We start from the raw sequence: 19,908 nt of genomic DNA on the forward strand, positions 1-19,908 counted from the left end.
CAAGTCGGTGTGTATCAATTGAAAACAGCCCAGCAGGTCTAGACTTAAGTATAACGCTTATGCGCTTTCTTTAATACCTTTACAGAGTACTTTTAGTTCATTTATTAATCGCAATGAAAACCTACTGGTGACGTCTGGATCCACAACAATTAAGGGGGCTTTGAGGAAAGAGCGATGATCACGCCAGAATACCTCAAGTTCTGAATGCGTACTTTTAGATGCCGCAATGAGTGCATGAGGTTGGCGAGTGAGTACATCTTTTAATGCGACTTGAGGATAGTCTACAGGACTGTCTGCAAATAATGTTTGAGCACCACACACATTCAGCAGTTGGTTACCCCACGCGTTGGGACCGATGGTCATAAGTGGAGCAGTCCACGAATAATAAAATACTGGTATAAGCGAGGATTTGTCGTATTTACTTCGAAGTTCGGCTAGTTCGTTGAGAAAATCATTGGAGAGCTGGGTCGCCTGCTTTTGCGTATTTGTAAGTGCCCCAAGCCTTTTAATTTCGCTGGCTATATCAGTGATATTTTCGACCTTACTGCTAAATACGTTTAGACCCATCGAGGAAAGCTTATGGATATCTTGCGGCTTATTGCCTCCATCCCATGCAAGAATTAAATCAGGTTCTAACGCCACAATGGTAGCGATATCGGCACCTTGAAAATCCGCCACCCGCTTAATATTTTTCGCGGCGTCAGGATAGTCGCTATAGTCGCTTACACCTACAAGGTTAGGGCCTAAGCCCAAACTAAATGCCCATTCGGTAAGGTGGGGCGCAAGGCTGACTATCTTTAGCTCGACGGAATTTGATAAGGCGCTTGATTCCGAGCTTGGTGCAACATCGGCAGAAGCAAATTGATCTGAATGAGCTAGGTGCTTTGTCTCGGCATCTGATTCTGAGTTAGCAAATGTGAGAAGAGGTAAATAGCTTAAAATTACAAAAAAAATGGTTTTCATCATAACTGCTGTTTTCATTAGGCTACGGCCATTGCCAGCATAGCTAACGATGCGAAGGCGCTAACCGCAATCATGGCATGAGTAACCGTATTTTTGGCTGTCAACATGTGAGAGTACTTTACCTCGTTAGCGCCTCCCACGCGGGTGTATCGAATCTTCTTGTTGGCATAAATTGCTGGGCCGCCGAGTTTAATATCAAGCACACCGCCCATAAGCGCAAGCAGTAGCGAGGTTTTATCTTTCACTGGGGAGCGCTTTATGGCGCGAAACCCTTTAATAGGATGGCTGACCAGTAGTGTTGCTAGACCACCAATGACCGCGGGCGGCATATTAAGTAAGTAAACAAGATTACGTACGGGTTTGGCAAAGAAAGTCATTGCAGGGGTTCGGTAATGCCACTGCCAAGATGTGAGCAAAAGCAATCGATAAATGAGTGCGCCTATGGGGCCTGCCACTACAAAGTAGAAAATGACGCCGCAATAAAGATAAAGAAACTTCAGCCATAGCGATTCTATCGCGGCTTTGGCAATTCCTATATCGGAAAGTGAATCGCATTGACGTGCAGTAATGGTTTGCGCCATTTCACGTGCGAGGGATTTTTTATTTCTTCCCACACTCGCCAGCACTTTTTTGTACTGTTGACGCTGGTAACCGTAGTCGAGCAGTGCGACAAGAATAATCGCCTCAAAGAATACGGGGTATTGGGCCATGTACACCAAGATGGCAACACATACTACCAATGGCGCAAGAAGAACTAGGGCGGCTAATGAGCCTGAAATATAGTGCTGAGACCTACCGTATTCACGAGAGGGCACCACTTTGCGCCCCATTTGCTGAACGAGGTAGCGCATGAGCGTTAATGGATGAGTACTTTGGGGCCAGCGCCATAATGCGTCAATGGCGATAGCCAGCCAAAGTACGAATAGCGACTGGTATTGCGGGTCGCTAATTACCTCTGTCATCTTATTTCGCGAGGGCCTTAATCATTGCCATAACTAATTGTGCTGAGTGTTTAGCGGCAGTGTCTAGATACTCTTTAAAGCTCACTGACGACGTTTTTCCTGCAATATCCGACAATGAACGAATGACAAGGAAAGGCGTGTCGAGCATATGGCAAGTTTGACCTATAGCTGCACCTTCCATCTCAACCGCTTTCATGTCTGGGAATTTTTCACGCAGTTCTGCTACAGCTTCGTCGCTACCGATAAACGCATCGCCCGTACAGATTAAACCTGTTGTCGACCGAAGCGACGTAATGCCTGTGGCAGCACTACGAGCGGCTTCCATTAACCTTGTATCGCAACGGAAATCTTCAGGCATACCTGCGCATTGACCGAGCTTGTAGCCAAAATGGGTTAAATCGGCATCATGGTGAATAACGTGACTGGCGATCACTAAATCACCGATGTTTAGATTCTTGTCGAAACCTCCGGCAGAACCGGTATTGACAACAGCATCAGGGGCGTACTGTTCGATAAGTACAGTAGTAGCAATTGCTGCAGCCACTTTACCAATACCGCATTTTACTAGCACCACTTCTATGTCGTTAAGTGTACCTTCGTAAAACGTCAGGTGCTTCCACTGGGTTTCTTTTACATTCCAAAGTGACGCTTTAAGTAGCGCAACTTCTTCGTCCATTGCACCTAAAATACCAATTTTTTTCATAACTTTACCGACGGTGTTGAGGGAATTTAACGCGTGAATACGCTGCTGAAAGCGTTAATTGTATAAGGAAAACGGGCAAACTGACAGAAAAATGCCTCTGTTACCGCTATTTGAGAGTAAGAAAATAGCAAAGCAACAAAGGCCAGGGGAAGTGGGGTTATGTCTTAAGCTGCAGCTGGTCTGCTTGAACGCACTGGGCGAGTCGGGCGCTTTGGTGGCTCTGGATTATGCGTTGGCAGCTGTGCCATTTTTTGCTGTAAACGGCGATAAGGAATGAGTTTGTTTTCCAAACACTCGCGAATATCGTCAACGGTATAACCAGACTTCACTTTAATTCTTGCGTGAGGAAGGCCGGCAGCATCAAGTGCTCCGGTTACAAACCAGTCTTTTTGTGATTTATAACCATCTTTGCCTTGGCTATGAACTAAGTCGATAGCAAGAACAGGACTCATGTCGTGTTTATCTACTAATACAAAGTCGAGTTGTCTGCTAGAAGCTCTGCTGATGGCTTGGCTTGCCGTCTTTTTATTTGCAGACTGGCGAACCGCCACTAAATCGTTAAGACGCACACGGCACACTATGCGAAACTCTCTTCCCATAGCCTGTTCGATAAGGTTTAAAAAAGAGTGTTCAACGGGGGTGAACAATTGCGGCTTTCGCCTAAATGGAAATGCGACACCGCCGTCTGACAACTTTATGGCACCCAGTGCAACGACAATAAGTAACATCATTAGAATAATTGCCAATTCCATCGTAACCCTCGCAAATATCAATAGTTAAAGCCCACGGAATGCGTAATAAAGAAGCCCGCTAAAGTGTTTATATCGAAAAAAGCTTGGGCTCCGTTTGCAGTTTGAGCGTCATAAAAATGACACTCACTGTTACCGTGGAGTAGTTATTGATGATTTTGCAAAGCAGATGCCAACATGAGTAGATTTTTTAGTTGTCTTGCTAAAAGGGCTCATTTCGTTGTGGATGTAACAAGAATATCCACTTGAGAGCCAGTATTATCTGGGCTGATTATTACTCTGACCCCTTTATCTTCTGAGGATAACAACGTGCGGCCGCTAACTGGCGTGTGAGTTTTTAAAGCGGGGTGCGCCGTTTGGTAAACATTCAGTAATTCACTCGGGGAGCGAGGAGAGTGGTAAACCATTACTGCTGTCTTGCTTTCGTCAAATGCTTGGCATTGTCTTGCATCATCAGAAATCTTAACTTGCTGAAAATCAGAAGGGCAAGACATGATGCTTGGCTTACTAGGTGAAGAGTTGACGCTTTGTTTCTTAGTTTGGTTGTTAACTTGCGCATTTAATGAAGCGTCAACAGCAATGGTATCAGCTAAGCTGGCATTGCTCGCTGCTATCGCCAGTGTTAGACAAAATGTAAGTTTCTTAATGTTTAAATGCTGCATAGATAGATTCTTCACCCGATGTGCGATGTCTTTAATTGCTTAAACGATAGTAGAGTCGTAACTCTCGCGCTTCAACTAAACCTTGGTCTATTAACGTATATTAGTGAGGTTTTTCGTATAGGTTTTGGTTTAAAGCATCACTTCATCACTACAACTCTATTACTGGTCATAAGGCGTGGTCAGTAATTGATACAGCGCATTTGTTCCACTGTAAAAGTTCCCTATACGTAAGTTTTCATTAGGGGCGTGTTGATTGTTATCAGCATTGACTAATGGAATAAGAATTACCGGCTTCTCTATACTGTTTACTAGCGGTGCGGTTGGAACAGTACCCCCCATCATTGGAATAACTACAACCTTCTCATCGCTTACAGATTCTAGTGCCTTTTGCGCCCATAGACCAACTGGCTCATCGAGGGACGTTTGTAGTGCTGCAGTGCCGGGGCTAACTTCTATAAGAATGAGTTTTTCATGCTTTAGACGGGTTTCTTTTGATGGCAATTCGTCCACAATGTGATATCCCTTAGCTGTTATATAGTCTTTTAACAGCTTAACTTGTCTGGACGAGTGAGCCTCTTTTGTAGTTCTAATATCGATGGACGCTGTAGCGCTAGCCGGAATGATTGTCCTTACTGCTGTTGTGCTTGCAGCGCTCAATCCATTGATATTTAGAGACGGAAGACTAATGGATTCATAGTAGTTGCCACCTACAGACTCTGACTTTGCTACCCCAAGGCGTGCCAATAGTGCAGTTTCATCAATAGGAATGTCTCGAAGCACCTGTTTTGTTTCTTCTGACAGAGGAGCGTCTCCGTAATAATTAGGAATAGTCACCTTGCCATTTTCATTTTTCATCCCTGCTAAGAGTGTTGAGAGCATAAAAGCGGGGTTTTGAATGTAGTTGCCAAAGTGCCCACTATGGCTATCAGAATTTGGTCCGAAAACAGTGAGCTTAATCAGTGTCGCACCGCGATGACCGAAAACCACGGTAGAAGCGTTGGATGGATGCATGGGACCGTCTAACATTACTACGGCATCTGCAGAAAGCTGCGCTTTGTTTTTTTCTATCACTTTTGCGAGGGTAGGAGAGCCACCTTCCTCGTTTGAATCAAGGAGCACTTTGATATTAACTGATGGCGTCACCTTATTCGTCGAAAGTGAGTTTATGGCTGCTAGTAACATCATAATTGGGGCTTTGTCGTCAGATGCCGAGCGCGCAAAAATACGCCAATTAGGGTCATAGTCTTTATCGAGTAAAGAGAGTGGTTTTTCAACCCAGCTGTCATTTTCTTCGATTTTTAGAACGGGCTGCCAAGGGCTGTCTTGTTCCCACAACTCAGCGTTAACCGGTTGACCATCCATATGTGCATAAAAAAGCAGGGTAGGGGCATTTTTCCCAGCTAGCATGTAATCAGCATACAGCATCGGCATGCCGTTGTTTTCCAGCAGCTGAGTATTAAAACCATACTCGCTGTATTTCGTTGCCGTCCAACGCGCAACCTTTTCTATATCAGTTGCTGATTGCGTTGCAACGTTGGGTAGCGTGAGATATTCCAAGTAGTCTGCGAACACTGCTTTAGCCGAGCGAGTGGTAAGTGCGTTACTTTCCTCTGCCTGGGCGCAATATGAAACGGAAACTAAAAATAACCCGTAAAGTAGCCCTGTCCGCAATCTCATGATGTCATCTCTTTATTCAATTATTCTATCTAATGTAAATCGTATCTCTTTAGTTTTAAATAAAAAAAGCTCGATAGCAGAACTATCGAGCTTTTCGTGAATGGACAATAGGCCTTAGTTAGCGAAGGTTAAACGCCAATATAGTCCATAATCCCTTCTGCGGCTTTACGGCCTTCGTCGATAGCAGTAACAACCAAGTCACTACCACGTACCATATCGCCACCGGCAAAGACTTGCGGGTGAGAGGTCTGGTAAGCAAATTTGCCAGCAGATGGCGCGCGTACGCGACCTTTTTCATCAAGCATAATGCCGAAGTCAGCAAACCATGGCGCAGGGCTGGGCTGGAAGCCGAAGGCGATAATTACCGCGTCAGCTTCTAGTACGTGCTCTGAACCCTCTACTTCAACAGGGCGGCGGCGTCCATTGGCGTCAGGCGGCCCCATTTCAGTTTTAACCAGCTTAACGCCACACGCTTTACCATTTTCGTCTACTGCGATGTCTAGAGGCTGAAGATTAAATTTAAACTCAACCCCTTCTTCTTTTGCGTTAACAACTTCGCGGCGAGAGCCCGGCATGCTTTCTTCGTCACGGCGGTATGCACAGGTAACTTGGGCAGCGCCTTGGCGGATTGACGTGCGAACACAGTCCATCGTGGTATCACCACCACCTAGTACTACTACGCGCTTGCCTTTCATATCAATGTAATCAGCAGGATCTTTTTCAAGGCCCATTACGCGATTGGTGTTGGCGATAAGGAAAGGTAGCGCTTCGTGAACGCCTTCAACTTCTTCGTTATCGAAGCCACCTTGCATAGACTTGTACGTACCCATGCCTAAGAAAACAGCATCGTATTTATCAAGCAAATCCTGGAACTGTATGTCTTTACCAATTTCAGTGTTAAGTACGAACTCAACACCCATCTCGGTAAAAATTTGGCGGCGTAGCTTGATTACGTCTTTCTCTAATTTAAAAGACGGGATACCAAATGTAAGTAGGCCACCAATTTCTTCGTATTTGTCGTAAACAACAGGTTTAACGCCGTTACGAACCAGGATATCAGCACATGCAAGACCAGCTGGGCCTGCACCTACAATCGCCACTTTCTTGTCGGTCCATACCACGTCAGACATATCTGGGCGCCAGCCCATTTTGAATGCTGTATCGGTAATGTACTTCTCAATACTACCGATAGTCACTGCACCAAAGTCATCATTCAGCGTACATGCACCTTCGCACAGTCTGTCCTGAGGACATACGCGGCCACATACTTCAGGCAAGCTGTTGGTTTTATGAGAAAGTTCCGCAGCTTCTAAAATGCGGCCTTCGTTCGCCAAGCTTAACCACTGAGGAATGTAGTTGTGCACTGGGCATTTCCATTCACAGTATGGGTTACCGCAGTCCAAGCAGCGATCTGCTTGGCCTTCGGTTTGAGATTGGCTCAGCGGCTGATAAATCTCCGCGAACTCTTGTTTACGAACCATGATCGGCTTTTTAGGCGGATCGATACGTTCAACATCGACAAATTGATATACGTTCTTTGCCATAAACTAAATCCTCCTACTGAGCCTGAATGCGTAATTCAGCACTTGAACGACTGATGTGACCAAGCAAGTTTTTCACATCACTGGTTTTTGGCTTAATAAGCTTGAAGCGTTTCAGCGTTGCGGCGAAATCAGTAAGCAACGACAACGAGTGCTCGCTTCCTGTTTCTTCGTAATGCTGATTAATTAAGCCACGTAAGTGTTCAGCAAGAATTGCTTTATCTTCAATTGGCATTACATCGACCAGTTCGGCATTCACGCGGTTATCAAGGTCGTCGCCATCATCCATAAGATAAGCAAAACCACCTGTCATACCGGCACCGAAGTTAACACCAACCGGACCAAGTACAGCTACGATACCGCCTGTCATATATTCACAGCCGTTATCGCCAATGCCTTCAACTACGGCAATAGCACCAGAGTTACGTACGCCAAAGCGCTCGCCAGCACGGCCAGCAGCAAACAGCTTACCGCCTGTTGCACCGTAAAGGCAGGTGTTACCCATAATGGCACTGTCGTGGGCGTCATACGAGATATCGCGCGGCGGGTGGATAACAAGCTTACCGCCAGTCATACCTTTGCCCACGTAATCGTTAGCATCGCCTTCAAGATGCATGTGCAGGCCGCCAGCGTTCCACACACCGAAGCTCTGACCTGCTGTGCCAGTAAGTTCAACTTTAATCGGTGTATCTTCAAAGTCGTGGTTACCGTGATGTTTAGCAATTTCACCTGATAGCAATGCGCCGACAGAACGATCCGTATTGCGGATAGGGTATTTAAGAGTAATAGATTTACCGTCAACAACCGCTTGCTGGCCGTCTTTAAGCATCTGCGCGTTCAACTCACCTTTATCGATAGGTGCGTTAGTCGTTTGCGAGCAGAATAAGCGCGTATGATCGCCTGCTTTAGGCTGCGCTAGTAACGGAGACAAATCTAAACGGTTTTGCTTAGCGGTAATGCCATCTAAAACTTTAAGTAGCTCTGTGCGACCAACAAGGTCGTCGAACTTAGCAATACCCATAGACGCCATGATTTCACGTACTTCTTGAGCAATAAACTTGAAGTAGTTCATTACCATATCAGGTAAGCCAATGAAGTGGTCGTCACGCAGTTTTTGATCTTGCGTTGCAACACCGGTCGCACAGTTGTTCAAGTGGCAAATACGCAAATATTTACAGCCTAACGCGACCATTGGACCTGTACCAAAACCAAAGCTCTCAGCACCTAAAATACCGGCTTTTACTACGTCTAAGCCTGTTTTCAAACCACCGTCGGTTTGAACGCGTACTTTATGACGTAAGCCGTTTTCAATCAGCGCTTGCTGAGTTTCAGATAAACCAAGCTCGAACGGACTACCTGCATACTTAACTGATGTTAGCGGGCTTGCACCTGTACCGCCGTCGTAACCTGAAACGGTGATAAGGTCGGCATAGGCTTTCGCTACACCCGTTGCAATGGTGCCAACACCCGGCTCAGATACTAACTTAACGGATATAAGTGCCGTTGGATTAACCTGTTTCAAATCGAAAATTAGCTGTGCTAAATCTTCAATTGAATAAATATCGTGGTGTGGAGGTGGTGAAATAAGGGTTACACCCGGCACAGAGAAACGTAGCTGTGCGATGTACTTATTTACCTTATCGCCAGGAAGCTGACCACCTTCACCCGGTTTTGCACCCTGCGCCACTTTAATTTGAATAACGTTTGCGTTAACCAAATAGTGAGGCGTTACACCAAAGCGACCTGAAGCCACCTGCTTAATTTTAGAGTTCTTTTCAGTTCCAAAGCGAGAAGGGTGTTCGCCACCTTCCCCAGAGTTAGACTGACCGCCGAGGCGGTTCATGGCAATCGCTAGCGCTTCATGCGCTTCAGGGCTTAGTGCACCAATTGACATTGCCGCAGTATCAAAGCGTGGGAATAAGTTTTCCGGTGCTTCTACTTCACTAATATCAATAGGGTCGCAATCAGGGTTTATAGCTAGCAAGTCGCGAATGTGCGCAGGCGCACGCTCGTTAACAAGCTTCGCATATTGCTGGTAGTCGTCGTAATTACCTGACACCACAGCCTTTTGAAGCGTACTGACTACGTCTGGGTTATAGGCGTGATATTCGCCACCGTGCACGTATTTAAGCAAGCCGCCGTGATCGACAGATTTACGCTTAAGCCAAGCAATACGGTTTAGGTTGATAAGATCTTGCTGGAAATCATCGAAGCCCGCACCTTGAATACGCGAGGTTACACCTTTGAAGCATAGCTTCATCACTTCGTTGTTAATACCCACTGCTTCAAACAGTTTAGAGCTACGGTAGCTAGCAACAGTGCTAATACCCATTTTCGACATGATCTTATACAAGCCCTTGTTGATACCCTTACGGTAGTTCAACGTGGCCTGCATAGGAGAAATATCCAACTCGCCTTTTTCACAAAGCTGCTCAATGGTTTCATATGCAAGGAATGGGTAAACCGCAGTGGCACCTAAGCCAATCAACACCGCAAAATGGTGTGGATCGCGGGCACTTGCTGTCTCAACAACAACGTTAGCATCGCAGCGCAATGACTTTTCAACTAAGCGACGCTGTACCGCACCCACCGCCATTGCTGCTGGGATAACTAAGCGATTTTGCTTAATGTTTCTGTCAGACAGAATAACGAATGCAGCACGCTTGTTTTTAACCAGCATCTCGACTTCGTTACACACGCGCTCGATGGCTTTCTTCAAACCTTCTTGCGGCGCATACTGAAGCTCCACGACTTCTGAGTAGTAGTTGTCTGGGTTAAATTCGCGCAGTTGCTTAAGGTCGGTATACATTAGCACTGGCGAGTCAAACAATACGCGGTCAGCGTAACCTGAGGTTTCGCTAAATACGTTTTGCTCGCGGCCAATACAGGTTGCCAACGACATAACGTGGTTTTCACGTAGCGGGTCGATAGGCGGGTTAGTAACCTGTGCGAATTGCTGACGGAAATAGTCGTAAACCGTACGCTGACGCGATGACATAACCGCCATTGGCGTGTCATCACCCATTGAACCAACGGCTTCTTGACCGTCTTTCGCGAGTACTTTTACAACTTGTTGAATTTCTTCATAGCTGTAGGCGTGTAGCTTGTGGTACACCGCCATGGCATCGTCGTCAAACACGCGCTTGCCAATTAACGACGCATCAAGCTTTTCAATTGGTGTAAGTCGACGAATATGCTTATCTAGCCACTCTTTATAAGGGTGACGCGCTTTTAAGTCTTCATCAATTTCAGTAGAGCGCCAGATTTTGCCTGTGTATGTGTCTACAGCAAGCATTTCACCTGGGCCTACACGGCCTTTTTCAATGACGTCGGCTTGCTCGTAATCCCAAATACCTACTTCTGAGGCTAGGGTAATGAAACCGTTCTTAGTAATAACGTAACGCGCAGGACGTAGACCGTTTCTATCAAGGTTACAGGCTACGTGGCGACCGTTAGTTAAAACGATACCCGCTGGGCCGTCCCATGGTTCCATGTGCATAGAGTTGAACTCGTAAAATGCACGAAGATCATCGTCCATGGTCTTGTTGTTTTGATAGGCGGGTGGAACAAGTAACCGCATAGCACGGAATAAATCCATACCGCCGGCTAAGAATAGCTCCAGCATGTTATCCAGCGAGGATGAGTCTGATCCTTCAGTATTAACGAAAGGGGCTGCATCTTTAAGATCTGGAATAAGTGGCGTTGCGAATTTAGCAGCACGTGCCATGGCCCAGTCGCGGTTTCCTTTAATGGTGTTAATCTCACCGTTGTGCGCAAGGAAGCGGAAAGGCTGAGCAAGCGGCCAGCGTGGTAGTGTATTTGTTGAAAAGCGTTGGTGGAAAACGCAAATTGCGCTTTGCATACGCTCATCGGCAAGATCGTGATAAAAGGCAGGTAAGTCTTTTGGCATTACCAAGCCTTTGTAGATCGTTACCAAGCCCGACAAACAAGCTACGTAAAAATCGGGATCTTTCTCAAGACGTTTTTCAGCGCGGCGGCGGATCATATACAAACGACGCTCAAGGTCGCGTTTTCTCCAACCTGCTGGCGCGTTCACAAATACCTGTTCAATTTGTGGAACACCCGTTAGCGCTAATTCACCCAGTACTGAGTGGTCGACAGGCACTTCGCGCCAACCCACTACTGAAAGTGTTTCTTTTTCTAGTTCTTCATTAAGTACTTCACGCGCGGCTTGCGCAAGTACCGGGTCCTGACTTAAGAAAATCATGCCCACGCCGTATTTTTTGCTGAGTTTCCAGCCATTTTCTTCGGCGATTGCATGGAAGAACGCATCCGGTTTCTGTAGTAATAAACCACAGCCGTCACCGGTTTTCCCGTCGGCGGCGATACCGCCACGATGCTGCATACGGTCAAGACCGTGTATTGCAGTAGTTACCAATTCATGACTGGCTTCCCCATGAGTGTGAGCGATTAAGCCAAACCCACAGTTGTCCCGGGAATCATTGGGATTATATAAACTCATCTCTTAACTCCTTCAACCTTTTGACTGGGCAAGGTATGCGTTGCGTGTAGATGCGCCTAGGTTTGCGTATCACAACATTATTAGACGTCTTTTATGCCTGCGAGCGGTATTGCTCGCGGCGTGCGCCTTTCTTGTCGTTATTTTATTATTAGAGGATTCCAGTCGTTTCCGCATTTTTATGCATTATTGCGATGCGGGCCGTACAAAATACCCACATTAAAAACTAAAATCAAACGCTAAAAGTATAAGCTTTATAGTGAATTAGTATAAATATAATTAAATATATATTAATCAGTTGCTTATGTGTCGCCATTTATGTTTGTAACAAAAATGTTATCAGCATTGCAAAGTGAATAACTGACCCCTCATAAATGATATTACTTCTCATTTGTGTTTTATCAATGAATAAATATGCTTTGAAATTGATGTTTTATGTTGTCAATAGCGGTTTGCGGTGTATTTTTATTAATTTGTAAAGCTATGGTTCCACTAATATAAGTAGTTTGCTATATTGATTGAAAATTGACCACAGGTAAGGCTCGTGGTGCGCTGAAGGATGTTGATAGAGAGCCCTGTGTGTGAATTGAGTGTACGCTTATGTGGAAGGCGAAGAATAAAAATTCACTGTGGTGGCGTGCTGTTAAGACAATAAGGATTATTGTATGAATACACTACATGCTTCACCACTGCCTTTATTTAGTATAGATGATCATATTCTAACTGGCGACAATATCACCTTCAGGCTTTCTCCTAACACATCTGGGCGTTTTCAATCTGGATCTCCCGATACTATTGTTATTCATTTTACCGCCGGTAGTAGCCTTTCATCTTCGGTGAATGTCTTGACCAATGCCGATAGCGGTGTGTCAGCTCACTTTGCCGTTGGACGCAATGGTGACATTGTTCAAATGCTTCCGACTAATAAAATAGCGTGGCACGCAGGAGAAAGTTATTACGAGGGGCGTAGTGGCTTGAATTAGTACTCTATCGGCATTGAATTAGACAATGCCGGCCAGCTTAAGGCTAGAGGAGACGGCACCTTTGAAAGTTGGTTTGGCGAAATTTTTGGCGAGAATGAAGTATTAGCTGCCCAGCACATTAACCAACAGTTTATGGGCTATTGGCACAAGTACACCGACGTACAAATTGTTAGGACGCTATCGCTGTGTAAAGCGTTGTGTAGCCACTACAACATCTCTACTATCGTCGGGCACGAAGAAATAGCGCCGTCACGAAAGGTCGATCCTGGCCCCGCTTTTCCCCTTCAAAGACTCAAAGCCGCTGTTTTGCAAAGTGATAGTGAAAGGTGGGCAACTGAGTCAAGTGATTCGAATTCACAGCGAGAGGCGCATGATCAAATTCAGCGGGATCTCGCTAGCCCTGTAAAGCGGGTGGCCAATGTAAGTGCCAATTCGCTGAATGTGAGAAAAGGGCCAGATGTTTCGTACCCAACTGTCGAGAACGGTTTGAATAAGGGCGAAGTGCTAAAAATACTGGAAAAGCGAGGGGAGTGGGCGAAAGTGTCTTACACGAAGGTGGGATGGGTGAATACCAAATACATTAATGAAATTACTGAAAAGTCGCCTTTCAAATCCTAATTCTGAGCAGGGCCACAGAGTTATGCTTTGACAAACCGCATTCCCGAAAAGAGGAAAGCCTGATAGGATAACCGCAAAATAAGCTTAAATTAGACGTACATGCATTCAGATTCACCAAACGATTCTTGGGCAATTCGCTTTGCCCAATTTGTTCAGCGTTTTGGCACTCTAAAGCTCAGCATATTGTTTGTTGTTCTTTCGCTTGTGTTTACGCTAGGGGGCTCATACGTAATTCGCGTGAGCATGGGAAGCCAGGTTGAGCCCGATGACTTCATCAGTGCTGTAGTACTGACCATGTTATCTGCGCCTTGGGTACTTTATTTCTTTAGTGAGTTAATCAAGCAATTAGAAAACTCACGTACCAACTTAAAGGAAGTGGTAAGCCAGTTGGAAAGTTTGCGTGAAGAAGATGTCTTTCTTAACCGCGAACTTCAAAGCAACATCAGACAGCTTAATCACGAGATAGAGCAGCGCAAGCAAGCACAAGAAGAGCGTGAGGCGCTGTTTAAAGACTTAGAAAAAGAAATTCAGGATAAATCAGAACAAGAAGCACAAGCACGCCGCTTATCAACCTTGTTACGTTCAATCATCGATGCCTCACCAGACTTAATATATTACCGAAATGAAGAAGGCAGGTTTGCTGGTTGTAACCGTATAGCGGAGCTTATGACGGGCAAAACCGAGCAAGAGCTGCTTGGCTTAACGCCAAAAGACGTATATGAGGAAGAGCTTGCCCGCCAAATTGTAGCGAGTGATCACGAAGTTCTAGAAACCAACGCCAGTATCACAGAAGAGCTGTGGCTTCGCTTTGCTGATGGACGTCGTCGTTACTTCGAAATGAAGCGTGTACCTTTCTTCGATAAAGACGGTAATCGCCTCGGCTTGTTGTCGTTCGGTCGAGACATGACTGAGCGTAAGCAAGCTGAAAATGCTGCTGCAAAAGCAAGTACCGACAAAACTCGCTTTATCGCAACCATAAGTCATGAGCTACGCACACCGCTAAACGGTATTGTGGGCTTAAGCCGTATGCTGCGTGATACCGAGTTGAGTGAAGAACAATTTAACTGGGTAAGTACGATATACGCCAGCGCTATAACATTAGGTAATATTTTTAACGATATTATCGACCTTGATAAGTTAGACAGAGATAAGCTTGAGCTGAGTCTAAAAACCATATCGTTGAAAGACTTTACCGAAGAACTTAGCAGCATTATTCGTCTACTTGCAGCCGACAAACAGCTAGAGCTTAAAACGACAATTAACGAGCCGCTTCCCCGTCTTGTTGAAATAGATGGTACGCGCCTTCGTCAGATATTATGGAACATCCTGTTTAACGCAGTGAAGTTCACACAAAAAGGTCACGTAAGTCTAACGGTTTCATCGACGAAACCTGATGGTGATAAGGCGTATGTAACATTTGTGATTGAAGACACGGGCGTAGGTATTCCTGAAAGCGAAATTGATAAGATTTTTGCCATGTACTATCAGGTTGATCACCCTGACCACCAATCGGCCACAGGTACCGGTATTGGATTGGCAATTTGTAAGCAAATGGTCGACTTGATGAAAGGTGAAATTCACGTTTCAAGTAAAGTGGGTAAAGGCACCCGTTTTGAAATTGTGTTGCCTGTTCAAATTTCTAATAGCCCGATGAAAGTCGCGCAGCTTCAAGTGACAGGGCTCAATATCTTGTTAGTAGAAGATATTGAATTGAACGTAATGGTCGCTAAAGCCTTGCTCGAGAAGCTTGGCCAGAAAGTCGATGTAGCAATGACCGGTCAAGAAGCCATAGACAAAGTCAGGGAAAACCAATACGACCTTATCTTGCTTGATATTCAATTGCCTGACATGACAGGATTCGATGTGGCAAGTACGATTATTGAAGAAGATCTGGTTATGCAAACGCCTATCGTGGCGCTAACAGCAAACGTCATTAAAAAGCGTGATGAATACTTAGAAAACGGTATGGATGACGTTATTGCGAAGCCGATTAAAAAATCTCGCGTTATCGAGGTGTTTAACGAGCTGTTCCATGCACCACCTGCACCGCTTGAAATTGATGGCGAAGTAGAGCGCCCTGAACCTAACAAAACATTAAGTAACATTTTAGATATGGACTTGTTACAGATGTTAGTTGATACCATAGGGGATGAAATGGTGCGCGCTAGCGTGAAAGTATTCCAAGAAAAAATGCCTGAATACATGGAAATACTGCAGCTAAGCTTAAGTGCGGACGAAAAGTCAGAAGTGTGCTCACAGGCTCACAAAATTAAAGGCGCCGCTGGCTCTGTTGGTTTGGCTCGTGTACAGCGTATTGCTAATCAAATTCAACAGGGCGACCACCCTACATGGTGGGAGAACGTGCATGATTGGGTGGAAGAGTTACAAATGGCGGTTCAGCACGACATGAAGGCACTACACGATTGGCTGAATGAACAGCAGGTTGATGACTAGTTAGCATAACGCGCTCTTTAATAGGAAACGCAAAAAAGAGGGCTTGCCCTCTTTTTTGTTATAAAAACTGCGCTAGAGAAAGCGTTCAGAGCAGCGTTGCTAAGTAGCTAAGCCTCTCCTTAAAAAAAGGCGGCAGGCTGATCTTATTTATACAGTGGTAAAAGGAATTAATGCGATGACAATTAGCGCACAACAAGAAACCGTGTTTTCAAATAATCAGCTCAGTGTTGAGGAAATTCCCTCACTTCAAACGCTCGCATTACTTCCTATATCCAAAAAGTACCGGACACTAAATATCCTCTCCATTGGATTGATAGCCTTAGTGCTAATCGGTATTGCTTCTGCGTTACGACTCCAAAGCTTTTGGTCATTGCCAGAAGGACTGCTGCAAGCTTACCCGTATGTTGTTGCAGGTATCGTCGCTGTAGGCTCTCTATGGGCGCTGTACCACTTTTTTGCTGATGTACGCATATTTTATGCGATTCGAGAGCAAGACATCAGTAAGCAGTCAGGACTAATTTTTAGAAAACTCTCGTGCCAACCTATTTTGCGTGTTCAGCATGTAGAGGTTAATCGCGGTCCATTGGACAGGTGGGCGGGCCTTGCCTCACTTCAGGTGTTTTCGGCTGGTGGTGAAATGCACACGTTTGAAATACCTGGGTTAAGCATTGAAAGGGCAGAGCAGTTGCGTGAGTTCATTCTTGCTCATAAAGACATAGGTGCACGCTAATGACGGTATCAGAAACGCCTTCGCACCAAGCGTCTACCCTTAATCAGTCAAAAGAGCTGAAAGAAGATACTGCGCTTAAGTCCCATGGGCAAGATGCTAATATGGAAGAACCGAAGCTTAAAGTAGAAACCGGTGATGAGTGGCAGCGCCTCTCTCTTATTTCTATTTTGTATTTTACTATTCGCAATTTTACCAACTCGGCTCAAGTGCTTATTTATACCATTCCCGCCTTAGCCATATCGTTCAATATTTGGGATAACCTTCTGTCGCCTGAAGTACTAATCGGTGCTGGAATCCTTTTTCTATCTACCAGTGTTAGCGGCGTAATAAGCTTTTTAATGTACAAGTTTCGCGTGCACAACCAGCACGTTGAGATTCATCATGGCGTGTTCCAACGCCGCTATACCAACTTGCCTTTGTGGCGTATTCAAAACGTTAAGATAGAACGCCCTTTTTATTACCGACCTTTTGGGTACGCGTTAGTGGTGCTTGATACCGCAGGAAGTGGGAAAGAAGAAGCTAAAATTGTAGCGGTTCCTGAAGATTATGCTGAAGCGCTCAAAAAGCAGGTGTTATATGAAAAAGCGCTGCACGATGAGGGTGACCTGGATTGTTTGCCAAATGAAGATTTATCCGACGAGCAGAGTTCGTCTTTTCCCACGCCACGAACGCGCACTAAAGCGATAGATTCTTCCCATTCAAATGAAGAAGTATTAAATCGACGGTCCGTGAAAGACATCATTATTCACGGTATCACCAACAATCGCGTGTGGATCATACTGGGTGCTGCGGCACCTTTCTATGACGATGTGTTCGGTCTGGTTTCAGAGTGGTTAGCCGATAAAGGCTTGCAGCTTAATCAGCTGGTTGGTGAACAAACGGTTGCGTGGTGGCAATTTGGATTGTATGCCTTTGTCATTCTCATGATGCTTATGGCGTTAGTGGCACTGCTGAGTGTTGGTGGCGCGCTTTTCACTTTTTACGGCTACACACTTTCACGAACAGGTGATCGCTATATCCGTCGCAGCGGCTTGCTTAATAAACTGGAAGTCAGCATGCGAGCTTCACGCATCCAAATGATTACGGCGAAGCAAGACTGGCTGGATAAAATACTAAAGCGGGTGAATTTGTATTTTGAGCAGAACTCAACGGCTGGGCAGCAAATGCAAGAACTGATGTCGCCAAATAAGCTTATTGTGCCATCGGTAACCGAAGATGAAGCCTTCGCGCTTAGTCAAGAAGTGATGCCTGGATGTGACCTGCGAGGTCAAGATTATCAAACCATTAGTAAGCGATTTATTACTTTTTGGTTGCTTGCGGGCTGGACGTTGCCTTTTATTACCTTTTTCACTATTGGCGCTGTGTCATCCCATCTAGATATTATGCTAGGTTCACTCGTTGTCTTTAGTGCGGTATCGCTGTTACTCACGCTTAGGTGGTGGCGATGGGGTATAGCCTATGACAGTAAGTACGTTTATATAAGGCGAGGTAGAATAGGCATCGACTATCAATGCTTTGAGCCCTATAAAGCGCAGCAAGTTATCGTTAAGCAAAGCGTGTTTATGAAGCTAAGAAAACAGGCCACCGTTAAGTTTGTACTGGCTTCGGGGGCGGTGACTGTGCCGTTTCTACCAGAAGACTACGTTAATAAACTAGCAGATAGTGTGCTATTCGAGGTGGAGTCAACCAGAAGGTCTTGGATGTAACGTACACTGTTTCTTTGAGCGCTGCTTTTTTATACGTTTTTTATGCAAATAGACCGAGTTTATGTAATGGTAGGTATTTAGTTGCTTAACCTTGCGTCTATATGGATATTCTTGATTACAGTGTCATCGCGATTTACCTCATCACGTTACTCGTCATCGGCTTTAGCTTGCGTGGACAGCAGTCAAAGAAAGATTATTTTCTCGCTGGAAGAAGCTTAAGTTGGAAACCGCTGTTACTTTCAGTGATGGCGACGCAACTCTCGGCGGTCAGTTTCATTTCCGCTCCTGCATTTGTCGGCTTCCGTGAGGGGGGAGGGCTGATTTGGCTCTCTTATGAACTGGCAGTTCCGTTAGCCATGCTTTTACTCATTAGCACCGTGTTGCCTACATTATACCGAAGCGGTGTGGTGAGTATTTATGACTATCTTGAGCGACGTTTCTCTACCTCTACCCGTATTAGTATCAGTGTTGTATTTCAATTTAGCAGGGCCTTCGCTACCGGCATAATGGTTTACGCGCTATCCATTATATTGCAAGGAACCATGCAGGTTTCATCCACGCAGGCAATATTACTCATTGGTGTGATTACCGTTTTGTACTCCTTACAAGGAGGCATGAAAGCAGTTGTATATGGTGACGCGGTACAAATGGTTGTCATCGTTTTGGGCACAGCTATCTGCATTGCTTTTGGTCTTAACGCATTAGGCGGTTGGGAGCACTTTTTACAGTTACTTCCAAGCGAGCGGGTCTCTACCCTTAATTTTTCATCTCTGGGTTTTGATGGTGACGGCTTCGGCTTTTTTCCTATGGTGCTAGGTGGCGTGATCCTCTACGCCTCATACTACGGTTGTGATCAATCAGAAGCACAGAGGGCATTGTCAGCGAAATCGGAAAGCGATCTTAAAAAGATGATGTTAGCCAATGGCATTTTTAGGTTCCCTATAACACTTCTATATTGTTTAGCAGGCTTGGTGGTCGGCACACTAGCGTTTAACGACGCCAACTTGCTATCGCAAATTCCTAAAGATAATCCGGACTGGCTTATGCCGGTCTTTATTCTTAATTATTTACCTCATGGGCTTATCGGCTTGCTTGTGGTCGCTATTCTTGCTGCAGCCATGTCATCACTGAGCTCAGCAATAAACTCTCTTGCCGCTGTTTCGCTTGAAGATTATTTCAAACTTACTCGGAAACGCGCAAAACCTGAAGGCTACCTGAGTCATGCTAAGTTTGCGGGCTTGCTTTGGGGAGTGATTATTTTGCTGCTTTCGCTCAACGCTGGCGATATAGCGCCTACCGTAATAGAAGCGGTGAACAAAGTGGGCTCTGTTTTTTTTGGTCCTGTCTTGGCTGTGTTTCTACTTGGCATGCTAACGAAGAAGATAAATGCCACACAGGTCAATACCGGCCTGATGTGTGGCGTGCTGACTAATTTGTCGTTCGCATTTTTTGTCGAGGACGTGTTTTGGTTTTGGTGGAATGTAACGGGGTTCGCGAGCACAGTGATACCCGCTATTATCTTGTCTGTTTTGTCAGCTAATGATGAAAACGATACAGCGACGATCACCACCTCTGGTCAACGACGCTTACTGATTGATAAGCCGATTGCCACCCTATTGCTTGGCTATTTTTGCTTATTGGTCGTTGTTTGCTACTTAATGCCGCGTTGGCTGCAGTAGA

At 45.4% G+C, this 19,908-nt stretch carries 13 protein-coding genes and 1 pseudogene; 6 read left to right on the top strand and 8 right to left on the bottom strand.

Annotated features, from left to right (window positions below):
* Nucleotides 1–57: 57 nt before the first annotated feature.
* The 8 genes from ACFI6L_RS05710 to gltB all read right to left on the bottom strand — a co-directional run bounded on the left by ACFI6L_RS05710 (nt 58) and on the right by gltB (nt 11,740).
* A complete protein-coding gene (locus tag ACFI6L_RS05710; RefSeq protein ID WP_170826515.1) occupies nt 58–981 on the bottom strand; it encodes a cobalamin-binding protein in 924 nt (307 codons plus the stop codon).
* Nucleotides 981–1,925: a cobalamin biosynthesis protein CobD/CbiB gene (locus tag ACFI6L_RS05715; RefSeq protein WP_342340819.1), complete on the bottom strand. Its 945-nt coding sequence runs from the start codon at nt 1,923–1,925 to the stop codon at nt 981–983. The genes ACFI6L_RS05710 and ACFI6L_RS05715 overlap by 1 nt, the downstream gene beginning before the upstream one ends.
* A 1-nt stretch (nt 1,926) precedes the next feature.
* Complete coding sequence (locus ACFI6L_RS05720; protein WP_462557661.1) at nt 1,927–2,628, bottom strand: 5'-methylthioadenosine/adenosylhomocysteine nucleosidase; 702 nt, start codon at nt 2,626–2,628, stop codon at nt 1,927–1,929.
* A 164-nt stretch (nt 2,629–2,792) separates the two neighbouring features.
* A complete protein-coding gene (locus ACFI6L_RS05725) occupies nt 2,793–3,380 on the bottom strand; it encodes a DUF2726 domain-containing protein (RefSeq protein WP_014950547.1) in 588 nt (195 codons plus the stop codon).
* A gap of 209 nt (nt 3,381–3,589) precedes the next feature.
* Nucleotides 3,590–4,039: a hypothetical protein gene (locus tag ACFI6L_RS05730; RefSeq protein ID WP_014980147.1), complete on the bottom strand. Its 450-nt coding sequence runs from the start codon at nt 4,037–4,039 to the stop codon at nt 3,590–3,592.
* Nucleotides 4,040–4,198: 159 nt separating this feature from the next.
* The gene (locus ACFI6L_RS05735) at nt 4,199–5,716 is read right to left on the bottom strand and encodes a M20/M25/M40 family metallo-hydrolase (protein WP_462557348.1); all 1,518 of its coding nucleotides are present in this window, start codon (nt 5,714–5,716) and stop codon (nt 4,199–4,201) included.
* 128 nt (nt 5,717–5,844) lie between these two features.
* On the bottom strand, nt 5,845–7,260 hold the full coding sequence (locus tag ACFI6L_RS05740; RefSeq protein ID WP_014950544.1) for an FAD-dependent oxidoreductase: 1,416 nt from the start codon (nt 7,258–7,260) through the stop codon (nt 5,845–5,847).
* 13 nt (nt 7,261–7,273) lie between these two features.
* Nucleotides 7,274–11,740 (bottom strand): glutamate synthase large subunit, encoded by a 4,467-nt coding sequence (gltB, locus tag ACFI6L_RS05745; RefSeq protein ID WP_239258485.1) that lies wholly within the window; start codon nt 11,738–11,740, stop codon nt 7,274–7,276.
* Between the two features lie 662 nt (nt 11,741–12,402).
* Between gltB and ACFI6L_RS05750 the strand changes: the two are divergent.
* The 6 genes and pseudogenes from ACFI6L_RS05750 to ACFI6L_RS05775 all read left to right on the top strand — a co-directional run.
* Nucleotides 12,403–12,981: pseudogene (locus ACFI6L_RS05750) on the top strand (N-acetylmuramoyl-L-alanine amidase); the annotation flags it as partial.
* A gap of 180 nt (nt 12,982–13,161) precedes the next feature.
* The gene (locus tag ACFI6L_RS05755) at nt 13,162–13,338 is read left to right on the top strand and encodes an SH3 domain-containing protein (RefSeq protein ID WP_230962285.1); all 177 of its coding nucleotides are present in this window, start codon (nt 13,162–13,164) and stop codon (nt 13,336–13,338) included.
* Nucleotides 13,339–13,437: 99 nt separating this feature from the next.
* The gene (gene arcB / locus ACFI6L_RS05760) at nt 13,438–15,792 is read left to right on the top strand and encodes an aerobic respiration two-component sensor histidine kinase ArcB (RefSeq protein WP_462557345.1); all 2,355 of its coding nucleotides are present in this window, start codon (nt 13,438–13,440) and stop codon (nt 15,790–15,792) included.
* 175 nt (nt 15,793–15,967) lie between these two features.
* A complete protein-coding gene (locus ACFI6L_RS05765; RefSeq protein WP_049588103.1) occupies nt 15,968–16,522 on the top strand; it encodes a PH domain-containing protein in 555 nt (184 codons plus the stop codon).
* Nucleotides 16,522–18,228, top strand: coding sequence for a PH domain-containing protein (locus ACFI6L_RS05770; protein ID WP_462573579.1), 1,707 nt, complete (start codon nt 16,522–16,524; stop codon nt 18,226–18,228). The genes ACFI6L_RS05765 and ACFI6L_RS05770 overlap by 1 nt, the downstream gene beginning before the upstream one ends.
* Before the next feature lie 101 nt (nt 18,229–18,329).
* Nucleotides 18,330–19,907, top strand: coding sequence for an SLC5/6 family protein (locus ACFI6L_RS05775; protein ID WP_462573580.1), 1,578 nt, complete (start codon nt 18,330–18,332; stop codon nt 19,905–19,907).
* Nucleotide 19,908 lies beyond the last annotated feature (1 nt).

The organism is Alteromonas sp. G4i35 (assembly GCF_054960375.1).

What these genes read in the sequence shown, in the direction of transcription:
- ACFI6L_RS05710 (WP_170826515.1), bottom strand. Translation starts at nt 981, where the DNA reads ATGAAAACAGCAGTTATGATGAAAACCATTTTTTTTGTAATTTTAAGC.
- ACFI6L_RS05715 (WP_342340819.1), bottom strand. Translation starts at nt 1,925, where the DNA reads ATGACAGAGGTAATTAGCGACCCGCAATACCAGTCGCTATTCGTACTT.
- ACFI6L_RS05720 (WP_462557661.1), bottom strand. Translation starts at nt 2,628, where the DNA reads ATGAAAAAAATTGGTATTTTAGGTGCAATGGACGAAGAAGTTGCGCTA.
- ACFI6L_RS05725 (WP_014950547.1), bottom strand. Translation starts at nt 3,380, where the DNA reads ATGGAATTGGCAATTATTCTAATGATGTTACTTATTGTCGTTGCACTG.
- ACFI6L_RS05730 (WP_014980147.1), bottom strand. Translation starts at nt 4,039, where the DNA reads ATGCAGCATTTAAACATTAAGAAACTTACATTTTGTCTAACACTGGCG.
- ACFI6L_RS05735 (WP_462557348.1), bottom strand. Translation starts at nt 5,716, where the DNA reads ATGAGATTGCGGACAGGGCTACTTTACGGGTTATTTTTAGTTTCCGTT.
- ACFI6L_RS05740 (WP_014950544.1), bottom strand. Translation starts at nt 7,260, where the DNA reads ATGGCAAAGAACGTATATCAATTTGTCGATGTTGAACGTATCGATCCG.
- gltB (WP_239258485.1), bottom strand. Translation starts at nt 11,740, where the DNA reads ATGAGTTTATATAATCCCAATGATTCCCGGGACAACTGTGGGTTTGGC.
- arcB (WP_462557345.1), top strand. Translation starts at nt 13,438, where the DNA reads ATGCATTCAGATTCACCAAACGATTCTTGGGCAATTCGCTTTGCCCAA.
- ACFI6L_RS05765 (WP_049588103.1), top strand. Translation starts at nt 15,968, where the DNA reads ATGACAATTAGCGCACAACAAGAAACCGTGTTTTCAAATAATCAGCTC.
- ACFI6L_RS05770 (WP_462573579.1), top strand. Translation starts at nt 16,522, where the DNA reads ATGACGGTATCAGAAACGCCTTCGCACCAAGCGTCTACCCTTAATCAG.
- ACFI6L_RS05775 (WP_462573580.1), top strand. Translation starts at nt 18,330, where the DNA reads ATGGATATTCTTGATTACAGTGTCATCGCGATTTACCTCATCACGTTA.